This window comes from Ruegeria sp. AG1, assembly GCF_056541705.1.
The window spans coordinates 247,418-262,486 of sequence record NZ_JBQFYU010000002.1 but is presented as its reverse complement, the minus strand read 5'-3'; the positions used below and the strand labels follow the sequence as shown (position 1 = coordinate 262,486).

Genomic DNA, 15,069 nt, shown 5'->3' with positions numbered 1-15,069 from the left:
AAGGGCAGACCCATGAACGACATGTCACGAGTGGAGAGACAAGTGGATACCAATGAAATCAAGCTGGAGTGCCGGGACTGCCAAGTCTTTTACGGTGACACTCACGCCATCAAAGATGTGAATGTCGATATCGAAGACAAGACTGTCACAGCCTTCATTGGTCCTTCGGGCTGCGGTAAATCCACGTTCCTGCGCTGTCTGAACCGAATGAACGACACAATTGATGTCGCGCGGGTTGAAGGCAGCTTCAAACTGGACGGCGAAGACATCTACGACAAACGCGTTGATCCTGTTCAGCTGCGCGCCAAGGTCGGGATGGTGTTCCAGAAACCCAACCCCTTCCCGAAGTCGATCTATGACAATGTGGCCTATGGCCCGCGCATCCACGGTCTTGCCAAGAACAAAGCGGAACTGGATGAGATCGTCGAGAAATCCCTGCGTCGCGGAGCGATCTGGGAAGAGGTCAAGGATCGTCTGGACGCTCCGGGCACTGGCCTGTCCGGCGGTCAGCAGCAGCGCTTGTGCATAGCCCGCGCCGTGGCGACAGAACCCGAAGTTCTGCTGATGGACGAGCCTTGCTCGGCGCTGGACCCGATTGCGACAGCCCAGGTCGAAGAGTTGATTGACGAACTTCGCGCTCAGTATTCTGTGGTCATCGTGACCCACTCGATGCAGCAGGCCGCGCGTGTCAGCCAGAAAACGGCCTTTTTCCATTTGGGTAACCTGGTCGAGTTCGGCGAAACAGGACAGATTTTCACCAACCCGGTGGACCCGCGCACCGAAAGCTACATCACCGGCCGGATCGGCTGAGCACAGGTATTCCGACATGAACGATTCAGAACAACATATTGCCTCTGTCTTCGACCGCGATCTCGAAGCGATCCAGGCACATATCATGAAGATGGGCGGTCTGGTCGAAGCCGCGATCATGGGCGCCGCCCGCTCGCTAGAAACGCGGGACGAGGAACTGGCACAGCAGGTGCGTCAGGGCGACAAAGCCATCGACGCGCTCGAGGATATCATCAACGAGGAAACCGCCCGCCTGATCGCCCTGCGCGCACCGACGGCAAGCGACCTGCGGCTGGTGCTTTCGGTGCTGAAGGTCTCGGCCAACCTGGAACGGATTGGCGACTATTCCAAGAATATCGCCAAGCGGACCACTGTGCTGGTGAACTCGGGCGAGATCAACGGCAGTGCCTCGGCGCTGCGCCGGATGGCGCGCGAGGTTGAGGTCATGCTGCGCGACGCGCTGGATGCCTATATTCAACGGGATGCCGAACTGGCCGCCGATGTCATCGACCGCGATGAGGAGGTGGACCAGATGTATAACGGCCTGTTCCGCGAATTCCTGACCTTCATGGCCGAGGATCCGCGCAGCATTTCGTCCTGCATGCACCTGCATTTCATCGCAAAGAACATCGAACGCATGGGCGACCACGTTACCGCGATTGCCGAACAGGTTGTGTATCTGGTCACCGGCGAGCGCCCGACCGAGTCGCGCCCTAAGGCCGACACAACGTCGCAAACCGTCTAGGAGACGCCTCTTATGTCTGCAGATCAACCAACAGTTCTGGTGGTCGAAGATGAGCTCGCCCAGCGTGAAGTGCTGGCCTACAACCTTGAGGCCGAAGGCTTTCGCGTCTCAAAGGCGGCCAGCGGAGACGAGGCGCTGTTGCTGGTGGACGAAGACAGCCCCGACATCATCGTTCTGGACTGGATGATGCCCAATCTCAGCGGGATCGAGGTCTGCCGACGCCTGAAAACGCGGCCCGACACCCGTTCTATTCCGATCATCATGCTCTCGGCGCGGTCGGAAGAGGTCGACAAGGTGCGCGGGCTTGAGACTGGCGCAGATGACTATGTGGTCAAGCCATACTCAGTCGTGGAACTCATGGCTCGGGTGCGGACCCAATTGCGCCGTGTACGCCCAGCGACGGTGGGTATTCGCCTTGAATTCGACGATATCATACTGGATTCCGAGACCCACAAGGTCAGCCGTGGCAGCCATTCGCTGAAACTGGGACCGACTGAATTCCGCCTTCTCAGCACCTTCATGGAAAAACCTGGCCGGGTTTGGAGCCGTGAGCAATTGCTGGACCGGGTCTGGGGGCGCGACATCTATGTCGACACCCGAACGGTTGATGTGCATATCGGCCGTTTGCGCAAAGCGCTGACTCAGCATGGCGGTAATGATCCGGTGCGGACCGTGCGCGGGGCAGGGTACGCCTTGGGATAAAAAGGGAAGGGGGTGCTTGCCCCCTGACCCATGACATTTACTCATAGTCGGGTGTCAAACTCTTGCTGTTTTTCCGCGAAGTGCCACGTTACTGTGCGAGCGACTTCAGACAAACCGGAGATACCCGATGAACGCCCCTGCCACCAAACCGACTTTGCGCGCAAAAGATGCGCCGGATCTGGGTAAGTTTGCCTGGGACGATCCGTTCCGTCTGTCCGACCAGCTGTCCGAAGACGAGCGCATGATCGCAGATAGCGCGCGCGCGTACGCGCAGGAAAAGCTGCAGCCGCGCGTTACCGCCGCATTCCAGAACGAAGAAACCGACCCCGAGATCTTCCGTGAAATGGGCGAAATGGGCCTTCTGGGCACCACGATCCCCGAGGAATATGGCGGTCTTGGCAGCGGCTACGTGTCCTACGGCCTGGTCGCGCGCGAGGTTGAGCGCGTGGACTCGGGCTATCGCTCGATGATGTCGGTGCAAAGCTCGCTGGTGATGTACCCAATCTATGCCTACGGTTCCGAGGAACAGCGCCGCAAATACCTCCCAAAACTGGCTTCGGGCGAATGGATCGGCTGTTTCGGCTTGACCGAAGCGGATGCAGGGTCGGACCCGGCTGGCATGAAAACACGGGCCGAAAAGATCGACGGTGGGTACCGCCTGACCGGCACCAAGATGTGGATCTCGAACGCGCCAATTGCGGATGTCTTCGTGGTCTGGGCCAAGTCGGACGCGCATGACGGTAAGATCCGCGGGTTCGTTTTGGACAAGGGTCAGCCGGGTCTTTCTGCACCGAAGATCGAAAACAAACTCAGCCTGCGAGCCTCGATCACCGGAGAAATCGTGCTGGATGGCATCGAGGTGGGCGAGGGCGCTTTGCTACCTCATGTGCAAGGTCTAAAAGGCCCGTTCGGCTGTCTGAACCGCGCGCGCTATGGGATCAGCTGGGGCGTGATGGGTGCAGCCGAACATTGCTGGCATGCAGCGCTGCAATACGGTTTGGACCGTAAGCAGTTCAACAAACCGCTGGCGCAAACGCAGCTATACCAACGCAAACTGGCCGACATGCAGACCGAGATCGCTTTGGCTCTACAAGCAAGCCTGCGCGTCGGTCGCCTGATGGATCAGGCCGAAGCAGCGCCCGAGATGGTTTCCATCGTGAAACGCAACAACTGCGGCAAAGCGCTGGACATCGCGCGCATGGCCCGCGACATGCACGGCGGCAACGGTATCTCGCTGGAGTTCCAGGTTATCCGCCACATGGTCAATCTGGAGACTGTGAACACCTATGAGGGCACTCATGACGTTCACGCTCTTATCCTTGGGCGTGCGCAAACTGGGCTGCAGGCATTTTTCTAGGTCTTAAAGCCGGTTAGGTATAGGGTTTGATCTAGGGCGACACTAATCTGTAATACGTTTAATTGGTATTATGGTAAATATCATGACCGCTAATCAAACCCAACCACAGAGGAAAACGATTTGGAACTCAGCGGAAAGACAGTTGTCATAACCGGCGCAGCTGGCGGTATAGGCAAAGGTCTCGCTAAAAGGTTCTCTGCAGATGGCGCAACCGTTGTCTGTTCCGACATCGACGGAGCAACTGCGCAAGCCTTGGCGGACGAAATCGGCGGGCACGCATTTCCGTGCGACGTCTCCAGCGAAGCACAGATCAAAGCCCTGATCGAGCAAGTCGAGGACGAGATTGCTCCGATCGATCTGTTTTGTGCAAATGCCGGAATCCTGACACTCGGCGGTTTGGACGTGCCAGATGAAGACTGGAACCGCATTTGGGACATCAACGTGATGTCTCATGTCTGGTTGGCGCGTCACCTTGTTCCACGGTTCGTCGAGCGCGGCCGTGGCTACATGATGATCACGGCGTCGGCTGCCGGGCTTTTGAACCAACCCGGCGCGGCGCCGTATGGCGTCACCAAACACGCGGCCATCGGTTTTGCAGAATGGTTGGCGTTGACCTACGGCCATAAAGGTTTGAAAGTTTCGGCCCTATGCCCGCAAGCTGTCAGATCCGAGATGACACGCGGTCATGAAACCTCGGTCGCGGCTATTGACGGAATGCTCGAGCCGGAGGATGTCGCACAGGCCTGTGTGGACGGTATTCGAGCCGAGCAATTCCTGATCCTGCCGCATCCCGAAGTCCTTGAATACATTCGCCACAAAACAGCTGACTATGACCGATGGCTGCTCGGCATGAACAAATTAAATCAACGGTTTATAGGCGACCCTTAAGAGCGGCCATTTGGTCGTCGCATCAATCCCTCTTGCGCAACTGACGCCACCAAAACGCCATCCTCGGAATAGATGGAGCCGCGATTGAAAGACCGCCCCTGCCCCGTCCACGGTGATTCCATCACATAGAGATGCCAGTTTTCAAAACGCACCGGCGCATGAAACCACAGCGCGTGATCCAAGCTCGCTGCGTTTACCTGACCTGTGAACCAGCTCAGCCCGTGTGGCCGCATGCCGGAACTCATCAGGCTCATGTCTGAGGCGTAGGCCAAGATAAGATGCTGCGTTCGGACATCAGTTGACGCCGCTCCGGGCATTCGGAACCAGATCTTGTTCTGATCACCGGAAATTTCAGGTCGAAATGGGTCGAGATGATCCACTTCACGCACTTCGATAGGTCTCTCACGCAACAACTCTTTCTTCATCTTTTCAGGGACTTGTTCCACATACTTATGGCGTAGTTCGCTGCGCGATGGATGGGTTTCTGGGCTCTCAGAAGACGGCATTGGATGCTGATGAGACCATCCTTCATCCTCAACATGAAAGGATGCAGACATATTGAGGATCTGCTTACCATGTTGAATCGCAACCACGCGCCGCGTGGTGAAAGAACCGCCGTCTCTGGCACGATCCACTTGATAAACAACGGGAATACTGGGGTCACCCGGACGGATGAAATAAGCATGCAAGGAATGGCAGAGCCTGTCATCAACCGTTCTGTAAGCCGCTGCTAGCGCCTGCGCGATGACCTGACCGCCAAAGATACGCGTCGGTGTCTCACCACCTGATCCAGTACCCCTGAACAGGTCAACCTCAAGCCGTTCAATGTTCAGAAGGTCCAGAAGAATACGCTCAGCTTCGGTCATGGGTTGCTCGATCTTGTTCATTTGGGGGATGAGGTACCAACACCCGCGCCATCAATCAATCACCGCACCCAAGACCAGAGCCTTGAGTTCCGCGCGGGACGGGTAAGAGCTGGACGGCGACAATTGAGTGAAGAACACAGCCGACAAATCCAAGGACCGGTCAATCCAGAAATACGTCGAGGCCATGCCGCCCCAGCTGAAGTCCCCGACAGACCCAGGCACTCCGGTACGACCCGGGTTCAGCACGACAGAGCCGCCCAATCCAAACCCCATACCTTCCATCGGTTGTTCCGCAAAACTACTGGGGCCCATTGAGGCAATATCGCCGGGTAAGTGATTGATCATCATGAAATCTACCGTCTTCGGTCCCAATAACCGTTCGCCCGCAGCCTGCCCTCGGTTCCGCAGCATTTCAGCAAACCGGCTATAGTCGTCTATCGTTCCGACCAAGCCACCACCGCCCGAGAACGTAGTGGTGGCTTCGAACGGAGAAGATCCCGCTTGATCCACCAGCCTGAGCGAATCCTCGGACTGTTCGGCCGAGTTGAGATCCATCGCGTCGCCGGCCAAAGGCGTATAGAGCGACGCAAATCCATCGCCGGCATCTTTCGGGACCACAAAGCCCGTCTCTCGCATTCCGAGCGGCTCAAAGATCTCCTGTTGGAAGAACTGGTCCAACGTCTTTCCCGAGACGACCTCAACAACGCGACCTAGGACGTCGGTGCTGACCGAATACTCCCACCGGCTGCCCGGTTGAAACGCCAGAGGCAGCGCGGCGAGATCGCTTACTCTATCCTTCAGAAGCCCTTGATTAGGCTTGAAGATCATATCCCGCTCTTCCATCGCCGATGGCAGAAGACCAGGATTGAATGGGTAGCTGAACCCGCTCGTGTGGGTCAGAAGCTGGTGCAGAGCCGGCGGCGGCGCGGCTTCGGTCTGATCCAACCGCTCGGCATTGGGAACCAACGCCTGAGGCGCGGCAAATTCGGGCAGATACGCGGACAAAGGTGCGCCAAGGTGGATCAATCCGCGCTCGACCAGCATCATCACCGCAACTGATGTGATCGGTTTGGTCATCGAATAGATACGGACCAGCGTGTCACGCTCGAACGGCAGTTCGGCTTCGATATTGCGCTGGCCGCAGGCGTGGAAAAAGACCTCCTGCCCTTTTTGTTTCAAAAGAACCGAACTGCCGGGATATTTTCGTTGATCTACATAGCGTTGCATCCACGGGCGAATGCGATTCAACCTGTCTTGATCCAACATTACCGGCATTCCAAAGATCCCTCCGCCCTAAGCGTCCAATGCCGACAAACCATGCTGTGCAAAGAGCGGCACGTAGTCACCGAACAATTTCGCCCGGCCCGGGTCCGATGCGTTGCCGTCCAGCGCGCGTTTGTAGACGCCCTGCAGAATGGCGGCCATTCGAAAGAAGTTAAAGGCCAGATAGAAGCCAAAATCCTTTATTTCCGGCAGCCCGCGCCGCGCGCAATATTGGTCGATATAGACTCTATCACTGGGCAATCCGATGGTTTTGCGGTCAATCCCGGCCAGCCCCCGCCCTTCTGGCCCCGGAGGCAGCTGCCACTGCATGATCACCGCAGCAAGGTCGGCATAAGGGTGGCCGATCGTCGACAACTCCCAATCCAGCACGCCGATACACCGGGTGCCGTTGCGTTCAAACATCAAGTTGTCGATCCGATAGTCGCCATGCACAAGACTGCGCTGACCATCGTCTTCCGGCAAAGCATCCTCCAACCCTGTGATCAGCGCATCCATTTGAGCAATCTTGTTTGTCTCGGACGCGTGGTACTGCTTCGTCCAGCGCGCGATCTGACGTTCGAAGTAATTGCCGCTCGGGCCATAGTCGGCGAGGCCTACTGCGTCGATATCGACGGAATGCAGCGCGGCCAGCACCCGGTTCATTTCATCCATGATGGCGGTGCGCGTCTCATTGCTTTCACCGGTCAGGGTTGGTTCCAAGAAGACACGACCCTTTAGGTGTTCCATCACGTAGAAAGAGGACCCTATGACTGAAGTGTCTTCGCATAGAAGAAACATCTCGGGCACAGGGACATCACTGCCTGCAAGCGCCTGTTGCACACGAAACTCTCGCTCCACTGCATGCGCAGATTTAAGAAGCTTTCCCATAGGTTTACGGCGTAAAACGTAAGTCCGATCCGGTGTCTCAAGTGCGAAAGTCGGGTTGGATTGCCCTATATCGAACTTGTGGGCCTTCAGAGGGCCGCGATACCCTGAGAGGTTTGCGGCAAGGTAGGTATCGACCGCGTCCAGATCCAATGGGTTGTTCGTATTCATCGTCAAAACGCTTCGGCAAAGATGTTGCCTGCTGTAACTACGTTGATGCCTCCAGACACGGGGATGACGGCTCCGGTCACGTAGCTGCCCCCTCGCCCGCAGAGAAACAGCATACAGCCTGCGATGTCATCGTCACGCCCAACTCGGCCCAGAGGAACCGATTTGCCCACCTTCTCGCGCGTTGTCTCATCCGCAGTTGCAAAAGCGGTCATGCGCGAGACGAACGGGCCGGGTGCCAGAGCGTTGACGGTGACGTGGCAAGGCGACAATTCCTTGGCCAGGATTTTGGTCAGATGCAGGACGGCTGCCTTGGACGCCGAGTAACTGTATGCCCCGTCGCCCATGGGAACCTCACCCATGACCGAGCCAACATTGACCACCCGCGCCGGGTCTTCGGCGGTGCCGGATTTCATGAGCAACGGCAATAGTTTCTGCGTCAGCTCAAACACCCCCGCGACATTGACAGACATCACTTTGTCCCACGCATCGTGAGGGAATTGACCTAAAGGCGCACCCCAGGACACGCCGGAGTTATTCATCAAAATATCAAGGCGTTCCGTCCGTTTATTGATCTCGAAAACGACATCGTCGATCCCATCTTTGCTGCCCAGATCACCTGCAAACCCCTCGGCACTGCCGGGCGCATCCAACGCGTTCAGCTCCGCCGCGACGGCCTCGCAGGCGTCACCTTTGCGGGAGGCGATCAGCACATGCGCTCCGGCCCGAACAAGCGCTTCGGCGGCCATGCGGCCAATTCCGGTGGCACCGCCGGTGACCAGAGCCACCTTTCCTTCCAAAGAAAACAGGGTTTCCGGGGTCATGCCGCACTCCTTGCTTGTCGTAGGGGAAAGGGGGTGCGCCGTTGACAGCGCGCGATCCCGCCCCAAAATTCTATCTGCAAGAATAACAGGAACAATGAGGGCAACATGCAAGCATTACTCAGCGTCGCAGCGGGTGGACCGGAGACTCTGGAACTGACCACCCTGCCCGATCCGACCCCGAGCCGCGGAGAGATACTGGTTGGAATAAAAGCCGCCGGGGTGAACTTTCCCGATACGCTGATGATCCGCGACCTCTATCAGATGAAGCCACCGCGGCCCTTTGCCCCTGGCGGCGAAATCGCAGGTGAGGTGCTTGCGCTTGGCGACGGTGTCAAAGGGTTCGAGATCGGAGATCGCGTTCTGGCGCTGACCGGTCATGGCGGCTTTGCCACGCATCTTGCGACAAAAGCCAAGGACGTAATCAAGTTTCCTGACACCATGCCCTTTGATGAGGCGGCGTGTTTTATCTTCACCTATGGCACCTCCTACCATGCCTTGAAGGATAGAGCAGCCCTCCAACCAGGTGAGACGTTGTTGGTGCTTGGGGCTGCGGGTGGTGTCGGATCGGCGGCGATCGAGTTGGGCAAAGCCATGGGCGCGCGAGTCATCGCTGCGGTTTCCACGCCAGACAAAGCTGAATTCTGCCGCTCAATCGGTGCGGATGAGACAATCCTGTACCCCAAAGACCCGGACAAAGACGCCCAGAAAGCCTTCTCGAAGGAGATCAAGGCGTTAGCGGGTGCTGAAGGTGTCGATGTCATCTATGACGCGGTGGGCGGAGCCTATGCGGAACCCGCGTTGCGCAGCATCGCGTGGAAGGGTCGATATCTGGTTGTCGGGTTTCCAGCAGGAATCCCCAGTGTGCCACTCAATCTCGCGCTGCTGAAAGGATGCCAGATCGTCGGCGTCTTCTGGGGGGCCTCCGTCTTTCGCGAACCTGACACTCATGCCGAAAACCTAAGTGAATTGTTTAACTTATACGCCGCAGGTAAAGTCAAACCCCGCATCACAGCGCGCTTTCCCTTATCCGAGGGCGCGGCGGCAATCGAGCTGCTTTCTCAGCGCTTCGTTCTCGGAAAGGTTGTGGTCACAATGGACGATACCTAACTGGAGCGGGTTGCATCAAAGGCATCTTTGTCAGCCCACTCGCCTCATTGGAGCATTGTCCGGTAGACATCCCCACCAAATGCCGTTTAAGAAACGAATATGGGGACGGAGATTTATGAATAAAATTCTTGTGTTGAATGGCCCGAACCTCAATCTTTTGGGCACCCGACAGCCTGAGGTTTACGGCAGCACCACCTTGAAAATGGTGGAGGAACAATGCGTTGCTCATGGCACGTCTATCGGGCTTGAGGTTTCGACATTTCAGTCCAATCACGAAGGTGCGCTGATAGACGCCATCCATCAGGCCCGTGGCACGCAGAACGGTTTGGTTCTGAACGCAGGCGCCTATACCCATACGTCGATTGCCCTGATGGATGCGATTGCCTCGGTGGAACTGCCCTTGGTCGAGGTTCACTTGTCGAACATCCACGCGCGGGAAAGCTTCCGCCACAAGTCCTACATCGCGTCGGTTGCCCTTGGGCAGATCTGCGGTTTTGGTGCACAGAGCTATGTTTTGGCACTTGATGCCTTGGCGGCTCATTTGAAATCAGGGGACGTTGCATGAAGTTGAAGGAATATCTTCGCTTTGTGAGCTATGCCAGAACCCTGGAAGAGCTTTGGGATGCCCATTGCCGACAGATGGCCATATACGGTTTTGACCGGCTAATTTATGGCTACACTCAATATCGTACTGCCACGTCCTTGGGTGACCCTGAGGATTTTGTAATCCTCAGCAATCATCGGCGTGAATATGTTGACGGTTTCCTCGGGGACAGCAGGTATTCCAACGCTCCGATGCTGCAATGGGCTCTGAACAATGATGGTGCGGCAAGCTGGGGATTGATTCAGGATTTGGCCTCGAACGGAGAACTCACGCCCGAGCAGCAGAAGGTTGTGGATTTCAACAAGTCGCACAACGTGCTTGCTGGATATACTGTCAGCTTCAACTCAGTCTCCGTGCGGTCCAAGGGTGCGATCTCGCTATCGGCCGAAGAAAACCGCAACCAGGACGAGATTGACGACATGTGGGAAGAGCATGGCGAGGATATTCTTCTGATGAACAACATCGCTCATCTCAAGATCCTGACGCTTCCCTACACACCTCCGAATCGTTCGCTCACCAAACGCCAGCGAGAGGCGCTGCAATGGGTCGGTGATGGCAAAACGACTCAGGATATAGCCCTGCTGATGGGGCTGACGGCGGCGACAGTAGAAAAACACCTGAGGCTGGCACGCGAATCGCTTTCGGTCGAGACGACGGCCCAGGCCGTTCTGAAAGCCGCCCTACACAACCAGATGTATGTGATGGAAGCCTGACCACAAGAGATTGACGCCAAACCGCGTCAATTTACCTTAGGTAAGGAAATCATGACTTCCCATCTTCACGGGAAAATTGCAGATTGATACCGTTCCGTGAGTGGTGGCTTTAGCCAAGGAACATTCGATTGGATCTTTGCAATACCAGAGCTCTCCAATCACTCTGACTTTTGGAGCGCCTATTCGTCCGCGTACCGACGTCGGAATTTTGGAGGGTCCCGACCATCCCCATCATGCGGGGCCCTCCATTCACCTTCTGCTTGAACAGACAAATCTATCTCTGGCACGAAAAAACCGGCCACGTTCGACGTGACCGGTTCTGAATGTAGTCAGGCCCCGCAACCGGGGCCTAGAGCAAAGACTTAGCCTTGTGCCGCTTTGGCAACTTCTGCAGCGAAGTCTTCTTTTTCGACCACGATGCCTTCGCCAACTTCCAGACGGATGAAGCCGGTGATGGTTGCGCCTACTTCTTTTGCCGCTGCTTCAACAGTCAGGTCAGGGTTCACAACGAAGGACTGGTTCAACAGAGTCGATTCAGCCACGAATTTCTTCATACGGCCTTCGATCATCTTCTCGATCACCTGCTCCGGCTTGCCGGATTCGCGGGCGATGTCCATCTGAACCTGCTTTTCTTTCTCGACAACAGCCGGATCCATGTCGGCCTCGGACAGAGCTGCCGGGTTCACAGCTGCGATGTGCATCGCAACCTGCTTGCCGATCGCTTCGTCGCCACCGGTCAGAGCAACCAGAACGCCGATTTTGCCCATGCCGTTGGTGGCTGCGTTGTGAACGTAGGACACAACGGTGTCGCCCGACAATTTCGACATGCGGCGCACCGACATGTTTTCGCCGATGGTGGCGATCTTGTCGGTGATGGTGTCTGCAACGGACTTTCCGCCCAGATCAGCAGCCAGGAGAGCTTCGACATTGTCGACGCCTTCGGCAGCGTAGGTGATCTTGCCGACCATTTCCTGGAACTCAGCGTTCTTCGCAACGAAGTCGGTTTCCGAGTTCACTTCGACAGCAACACCGTTGCCACCGTTGACGTGAACAGCAACCAGACCTTCTGCTGCGGTACGGCCCGATTTCTTGGCCGCTTTGGCCAGACCTTTGGTGCGCAGCCAGTCAACGGCCTCGTCCATGTTGCCGCCGGTTTCGGTCAGGGCTTTTTTCGCGTCCATCATGCCTGCGCCGGTTGCGTCGCGCAGTTCTTTAACCATTGCTGCTGTGATTGCCATCTTTTGGCTCTCCTCAATTCAAACGGAATTGGGGCAGGTCATACCCTGCCCCATGTGTCAATTACGTGACGGGCAGCTTACGCTTCGGCCGGAGCTTCGGCGGCTTCTTCTGCAACGACTTCTTCAACCGGTGCTTCTTCGAAGGCACCCAGGTCAACGCCTGCAGCACCCATCTGAGCGGTCATGCCGTCCAGAGCGGCACGTGCGGCCAGGTCACAATACAGCGAGATCGCGCGGGCTGCGTCGTCGTTGCCGGGGATGATGTAGTCAACGCCGTCGGGCGAGCAGTTGGTGTCGACAACAGCCACAACCGGGATACCCAGTTTGTTGGCTTCTGCGATGGCCAGTGCTTCTTTTTTGACGTCGATGACAAACAGCAGATCAGGAACGCCGCCCATCTCGCGGATACCGCCCAGCGAAGCCTGCAGCTTCTGCTGGTCACGCTCCATGCCCAGACGCTCTTTCTTGGTCAGGCCTTCTGCGCCCGCTTCCATGGCTTCGTCTATCTGGTTCAGACGGTTGATCGACTGGGAAACGGTTTTCCAGTTGGTCAGCGTGCCGCCCAGCCAGCGGTGGTTCATGTAGTACTGAGCCGACTTTTCAGCCGCTTCAGCGATCGGACCAGCGGCCTGACGCTTTGTACCAACAAACAGAACGCGGCCACCTTTTGCGACGGTGTCACGAACAGCTTGCAGAGCCTGGTCCAGCATCGGAACGGTCTGGGTCAGGTCCATGATGTGGATGCCATTGCGCGAGCCGTAGATGAACGGGCCCATGCGGGGATTCCAACGCTGTGTCTGGTGACCAAAGTGAACGCCAGCTTCTAGCAGCTGACGCATGGAGAACTCGGGAAGAGCCATGCTATTTTCCTTTTCCGGTTTACGCCTTGGCGGGGGTGAAAGAAGCGGATGCTCCAACCGGCGGTCTTGATGAGGATGTCTCCCTCAAAAAGCCCAAACCCCGCCTGCGGGTTTGAATGGCGCGCGTATACGGCAGGTTGGGATGCAGCGCAAGGGCCAATCGCCCTTATTTTTCAAGCCGCGCCAAGCTGTGCGCATGACGGACGGCCTCTTCGCAATGCGCAGCCAGCGCTTTGCGGTTTTCAAAGTCGCTGACCTTGGCTGGCGCATGATAAATCAGCTCGACCGCCCCCTGCCTGCGCGCACCGAGCGTCTTCAACAAATGCGGGCCGAAATCCATGTCGCCCCACCAACCATAAAACCGGTCCGGTTCACCCACAGGTGCGTGAAACACCACCGAGACCGGCTGAACATACATGAAATCTCGCAACTCATCCGCGAAGAACGCGGCAAAGAGCGTTGTTTTAAATGGCAAAACCCTGAGGCCATCGGTCGAGGTTCCCTCCGGGAAAAACAGCAACTTATGCCCCGCTTTCAGGCGAGTTTCGAACACAAGCGTTTGTTCTTTTGCCTTCTTCCGGTCGCGCTCGATAAAGACAGTTCCGGTTGCACGTGCCAACCAACCAATACCTGGCCATTTCGCCACCTCGGCCTTGGATACGAAATACACCCGTTTGCGGGCGTTCAGCGCAAAGATATCCAACCAAGAGGTGTGGTTGGCCACCACTGCTCCACGCTCCACCATCAGATCTCCGGACGTTCGGAAACCTATGCCCAGAATGCGAAAGGCGTTGCGGCAAACAAATTGGGTGATGAACGGCGTGATCGGTCGACGAATACCGAATAAGGGGAGTTCGATCAGGCGTATCGCCAACAAGATGATCAAGCCACCAAAGACCAACAGTGCTAAAGGTACACCACGCAAGAAAACCAATACCCACCCCAAAACGCCAAGGTGAATAGCATCCGGCGCGTCGTCACTGTTCCAAAGCGGATCACTCACGGCTTTAGGCTCCGCCATAGATGCGCTTTTGCCGCTCGTTCATCCGCGCGGTATCTAGGATCAAGCAGACATCGGTGGTGTTAAAGCTGTGGTCGATAAAGGCCCCCTCGCCCACAAACCCGCCCAAACGCAGATAGGCTTTGATCAGCGCGGGAACCTGCACCATGGCTGCCCGGCGGTCGAGGTCTTCAGGTGCCACGAGGTTCATGGATTGATACACATCCGGCTGCGCACGCACCCGCAGATCTTCGGGCGCTAGATGGTTGTGATACAGCATCGACAAGGGTTGGGCGAGCGCGGTGACATCGGTGCCGTGAAAGCTGGCAACACCGAACAGAACCTCGATCTCACGCTCGGTGACATAGGCCGCCAAACCATTCCACAGGTGATACATGGCCGTGCCGCCGCGATAGTCCGGATGCAGGCAGGATCGGCCAAGCTCCAGCAGCTTGCGACCGCTCTGCTTCAGAACGGTCAGATCGTATTCGTCTTCGGAGTAAAACTGGCCCAACTCTGCTGCACGTTCGCCCGGTAACAGCCTGTAAACGCCCACAGTCTCCCCGGTTTGATCGTCGATCGCCAGCATGTGATCGAAATACGGATCGAACTTGTCCTGCTCCAGTCCAGCATCGTGATCGACCATCTCTCCGCCACCACCTAGTTCGCGTACAAACACGTCGTAGCGCAGGCGCTGCGCGGCGCGCAGGTCCTGTTCGGTTTCAGCGAGTCGGATGGTGAAAGAAGGGCCTGAATCCGGCATGTCGTTCCTTGAAGTTGCCTCCGGCTGATAGCGCAGCTGTTCCCCCAAAGGCAATACAGGTCCCATCTGGCGTCTGGCGTTAACCTTTCCTAAACCAGTTTCACGGATCAAAGACCGGCATCAAGGCGATACGCGATCCGTCGATTACCACTTTCCCCTGCTCGCGGAAGTTCACGGTAATCTTGCCCCCGATATTGGACTGCACCTGTCCAACGCCCCAATCGGGGAAATCGGGGTGGCGGACGAACATGCCCGGTGCAAGAATGGCATTGAGGTCTGTCATGGGGGCTCCGGTCC

At 56.9% G+C, this 15,069-nt stretch carries 17 protein-coding genes; 8 read left to right on the top strand and 9 right to left on the bottom strand.

The features are described from left to right. Positions 1 to 12 precede the first annotated feature (12 nt). From pstB to ACR0B5_RS03715, 5 genes are all read left to right on the top strand, one after another. A complete protein-coding gene (gene pstB / locus ACR0B5_RS03735; RefSeq protein WP_170373719.1) occupies positions 13 to 810 on the top strand; it encodes a phosphate ABC transporter ATP-binding protein PstB in 798 nt (265 codons plus the stop codon). Positions 811 to 826: 16 nt separating this feature from the next. Next, on the top strand, positions 827 to 1,534 hold the full coding sequence (gene phoU / locus ACR0B5_RS03730; RefSeq protein ID WP_170373720.1) for a phosphate signaling complex protein PhoU: 708 nt from the start codon (positions 827 to 829) through the stop codon (positions 1,532 to 1,534). 12 nt (positions 1,535 to 1,546) lie between these two features. Further along, on the top strand, positions 1,547 to 2,236 hold the full coding sequence (phoB, locus tag ACR0B5_RS03725; RefSeq protein ID WP_170373721.1) for a phosphate regulon transcriptional regulator PhoB: 690 nt from the start codon (positions 1,547 to 1,549) through the stop codon (positions 2,234 to 2,236). A 127-nt stretch (positions 2,237 to 2,363) separates the two neighbouring features. Further along, the gene (locus ACR0B5_RS03720) at positions 2,364 to 3,593 is read left to right on the top strand and encodes an acyl-CoA dehydrogenase (protein WP_170373722.1); all 1,230 of its coding nucleotides are present in this window, start codon (positions 2,364 to 2,366) and stop codon (positions 3,591 to 3,593) included. 120 nt (positions 3,594 to 3,713) lie between these two features. Continuing rightward, positions 3,714 to 4,481, top strand: coding sequence for an SDR family oxidoreductase (locus tag ACR0B5_RS03715; RefSeq protein ID WP_480538485.1), 768 nt, complete (start codon positions 3,714 to 3,716; stop codon positions 4,479 to 4,481). On the opposite strand, the gene ACR0B5_RS03710 is transcribed toward ACR0B5_RS03715, so the two are convergent. The 4 genes from ACR0B5_RS03710 to ACR0B5_RS03695 all read right to left on the bottom strand — a co-directional run bounded on the left by ACR0B5_RS03710 (position 4,478) and on the right by ACR0B5_RS03695 (position 8,487). After that, on the bottom strand, positions 4,478 to 5,347 hold the full coding sequence (locus ACR0B5_RS03710; RefSeq protein ID WP_480538735.1) for an acyl-CoA thioesterase: 870 nt from the start codon (positions 5,345 to 5,347) through the stop codon (positions 4,478 to 4,480). The two genes, ACR0B5_RS03715 and ACR0B5_RS03710, sit on opposite strands and share 4 nt — an antisense overlap. A gap of 51 nt (positions 5,348 to 5,398) precedes the next feature. Continuing rightward, positions 5,399 to 6,574 carry a serine hydrolase domain-containing protein gene (locus ACR0B5_RS03705; RefSeq protein WP_480538483.1) on the bottom strand — a complete coding sequence of 392 codons (1,176 nt, stop codon included), beginning with the start codon at positions 6,572 to 6,574 and terminating at the stop codon, positions 5,399 to 5,401. A gap of 66 nt (positions 6,575 to 6,640) precedes the next feature. Continuing rightward, positions 6,641 to 7,666 (bottom strand): phosphotransferase, encoded by a 1,026-nt coding sequence (locus ACR0B5_RS03700; protein ID WP_480538481.1) that lies wholly within the window; start codon positions 7,664 to 7,666, stop codon positions 6,641 to 6,643. Positions 7,667 to 7,668: 2 nt separating this feature from the next. After that, complete coding sequence (locus ACR0B5_RS03695) at positions 7,669 to 8,487, bottom strand: SDR family NAD(P)-dependent oxidoreductase (RefSeq protein WP_480538479.1); 819 nt, start codon at positions 8,485 to 8,487, stop codon at positions 7,669 to 7,671. A gap of 105 nt (positions 8,488 to 8,592) precedes the next feature. Between ACR0B5_RS03695 and ACR0B5_RS03690 the strand changes: the two genes are divergently transcribed. The 3 genes from ACR0B5_RS03690 to ACR0B5_RS03680 all read left to right on the top strand — a co-directional run bounded on the left by ACR0B5_RS03690 (position 8,593) and on the right by ACR0B5_RS03680 (position 10,911). Beyond that, positions 8,593 to 9,594, top strand: a complete 1,002-nt coding sequence (locus tag ACR0B5_RS03690) for an NADPH:quinone oxidoreductase family protein (protein ID WP_480538477.1) — start codon at positions 8,593 to 8,595, stop codon at positions 9,592 to 9,594. A 115-nt stretch (positions 9,595 to 9,709) separates the two neighbouring features. Then, positions 9,710 to 10,159, top strand: a complete 450-nt coding sequence (aroQ, locus tag ACR0B5_RS03685) for a type II 3-dehydroquinate dehydratase (RefSeq protein WP_170466932.1) — start codon at positions 9,710 to 9,712, stop codon at positions 10,157 to 10,159. Continuing rightward, positions 10,156 to 10,911, top strand: a complete 756-nt coding sequence (locus ACR0B5_RS03680) for a LuxR family transcriptional regulator (protein WP_170373729.1) — start codon at positions 10,156 to 10,158, stop codon at positions 10,909 to 10,911. Before aroQ ends, ACR0B5_RS03680 begins: the two co-directional genes overlap by 4 nt. A 362-nt stretch (positions 10,912 to 11,273) precedes the next feature. Here the strand turns inward: ACR0B5_RS03680 and tsf are convergent, their stop codons facing one another. The 5 genes from tsf to ACR0B5_RS03655 all read right to left on the bottom strand — a co-directional run bounded on the left by tsf (position 11,274) and on the right by ACR0B5_RS03655 (position 15,055). Then, a complete protein-coding gene (gene tsf / locus ACR0B5_RS03675) occupies positions 11,274 to 12,149 on the bottom strand; it encodes a translation elongation factor Ts (RefSeq protein WP_480538475.1) in 876 nt (291 codons plus the stop codon). A 77-nt stretch (positions 12,150 to 12,226) separates the two neighbouring features. Next, positions 12,227 to 13,009: a 30S ribosomal protein S2 gene (gene rpsB / locus ACR0B5_RS03670; RefSeq protein ID WP_170466928.1), complete on the bottom strand. Its 783-nt coding sequence runs from the start codon at positions 13,007 to 13,009 to the stop codon at positions 12,227 to 12,229. Between the two features lie 166 nt (positions 13,010 to 13,175). Further along, positions 13,176 to 14,030: a lyso-ornithine lipid O-acyltransferase gene (gene olsA / locus ACR0B5_RS03665; RefSeq protein ID WP_170641622.1), complete on the bottom strand. Its 855-nt coding sequence runs from the start codon at positions 14,028 to 14,030 to the stop codon at positions 13,176 to 13,178. Continuing rightward, complete coding sequence (olsB, locus tag ACR0B5_RS03660; RefSeq protein WP_170548683.1) at positions 14,017 to 14,772, bottom strand: L-ornithine N(alpha)-acyltransferase; 756 nt, start codon at positions 14,770 to 14,772, stop codon at positions 14,017 to 14,019. Before olsB ends, olsA begins: the two co-directional genes overlap by 14 nt. Positions 14,773 to 14,872: 100 nt before the next feature. Continuing rightward, complete coding sequence (locus tag ACR0B5_RS03655; RefSeq protein ID WP_170373734.1) at positions 14,873 to 15,055, bottom strand: DUF3553 domain-containing protein; 183 nt, start codon at positions 15,053 to 15,055, stop codon at positions 14,873 to 14,875. Positions 15,056 to 15,069: the final 14 nt, after the last annotated feature.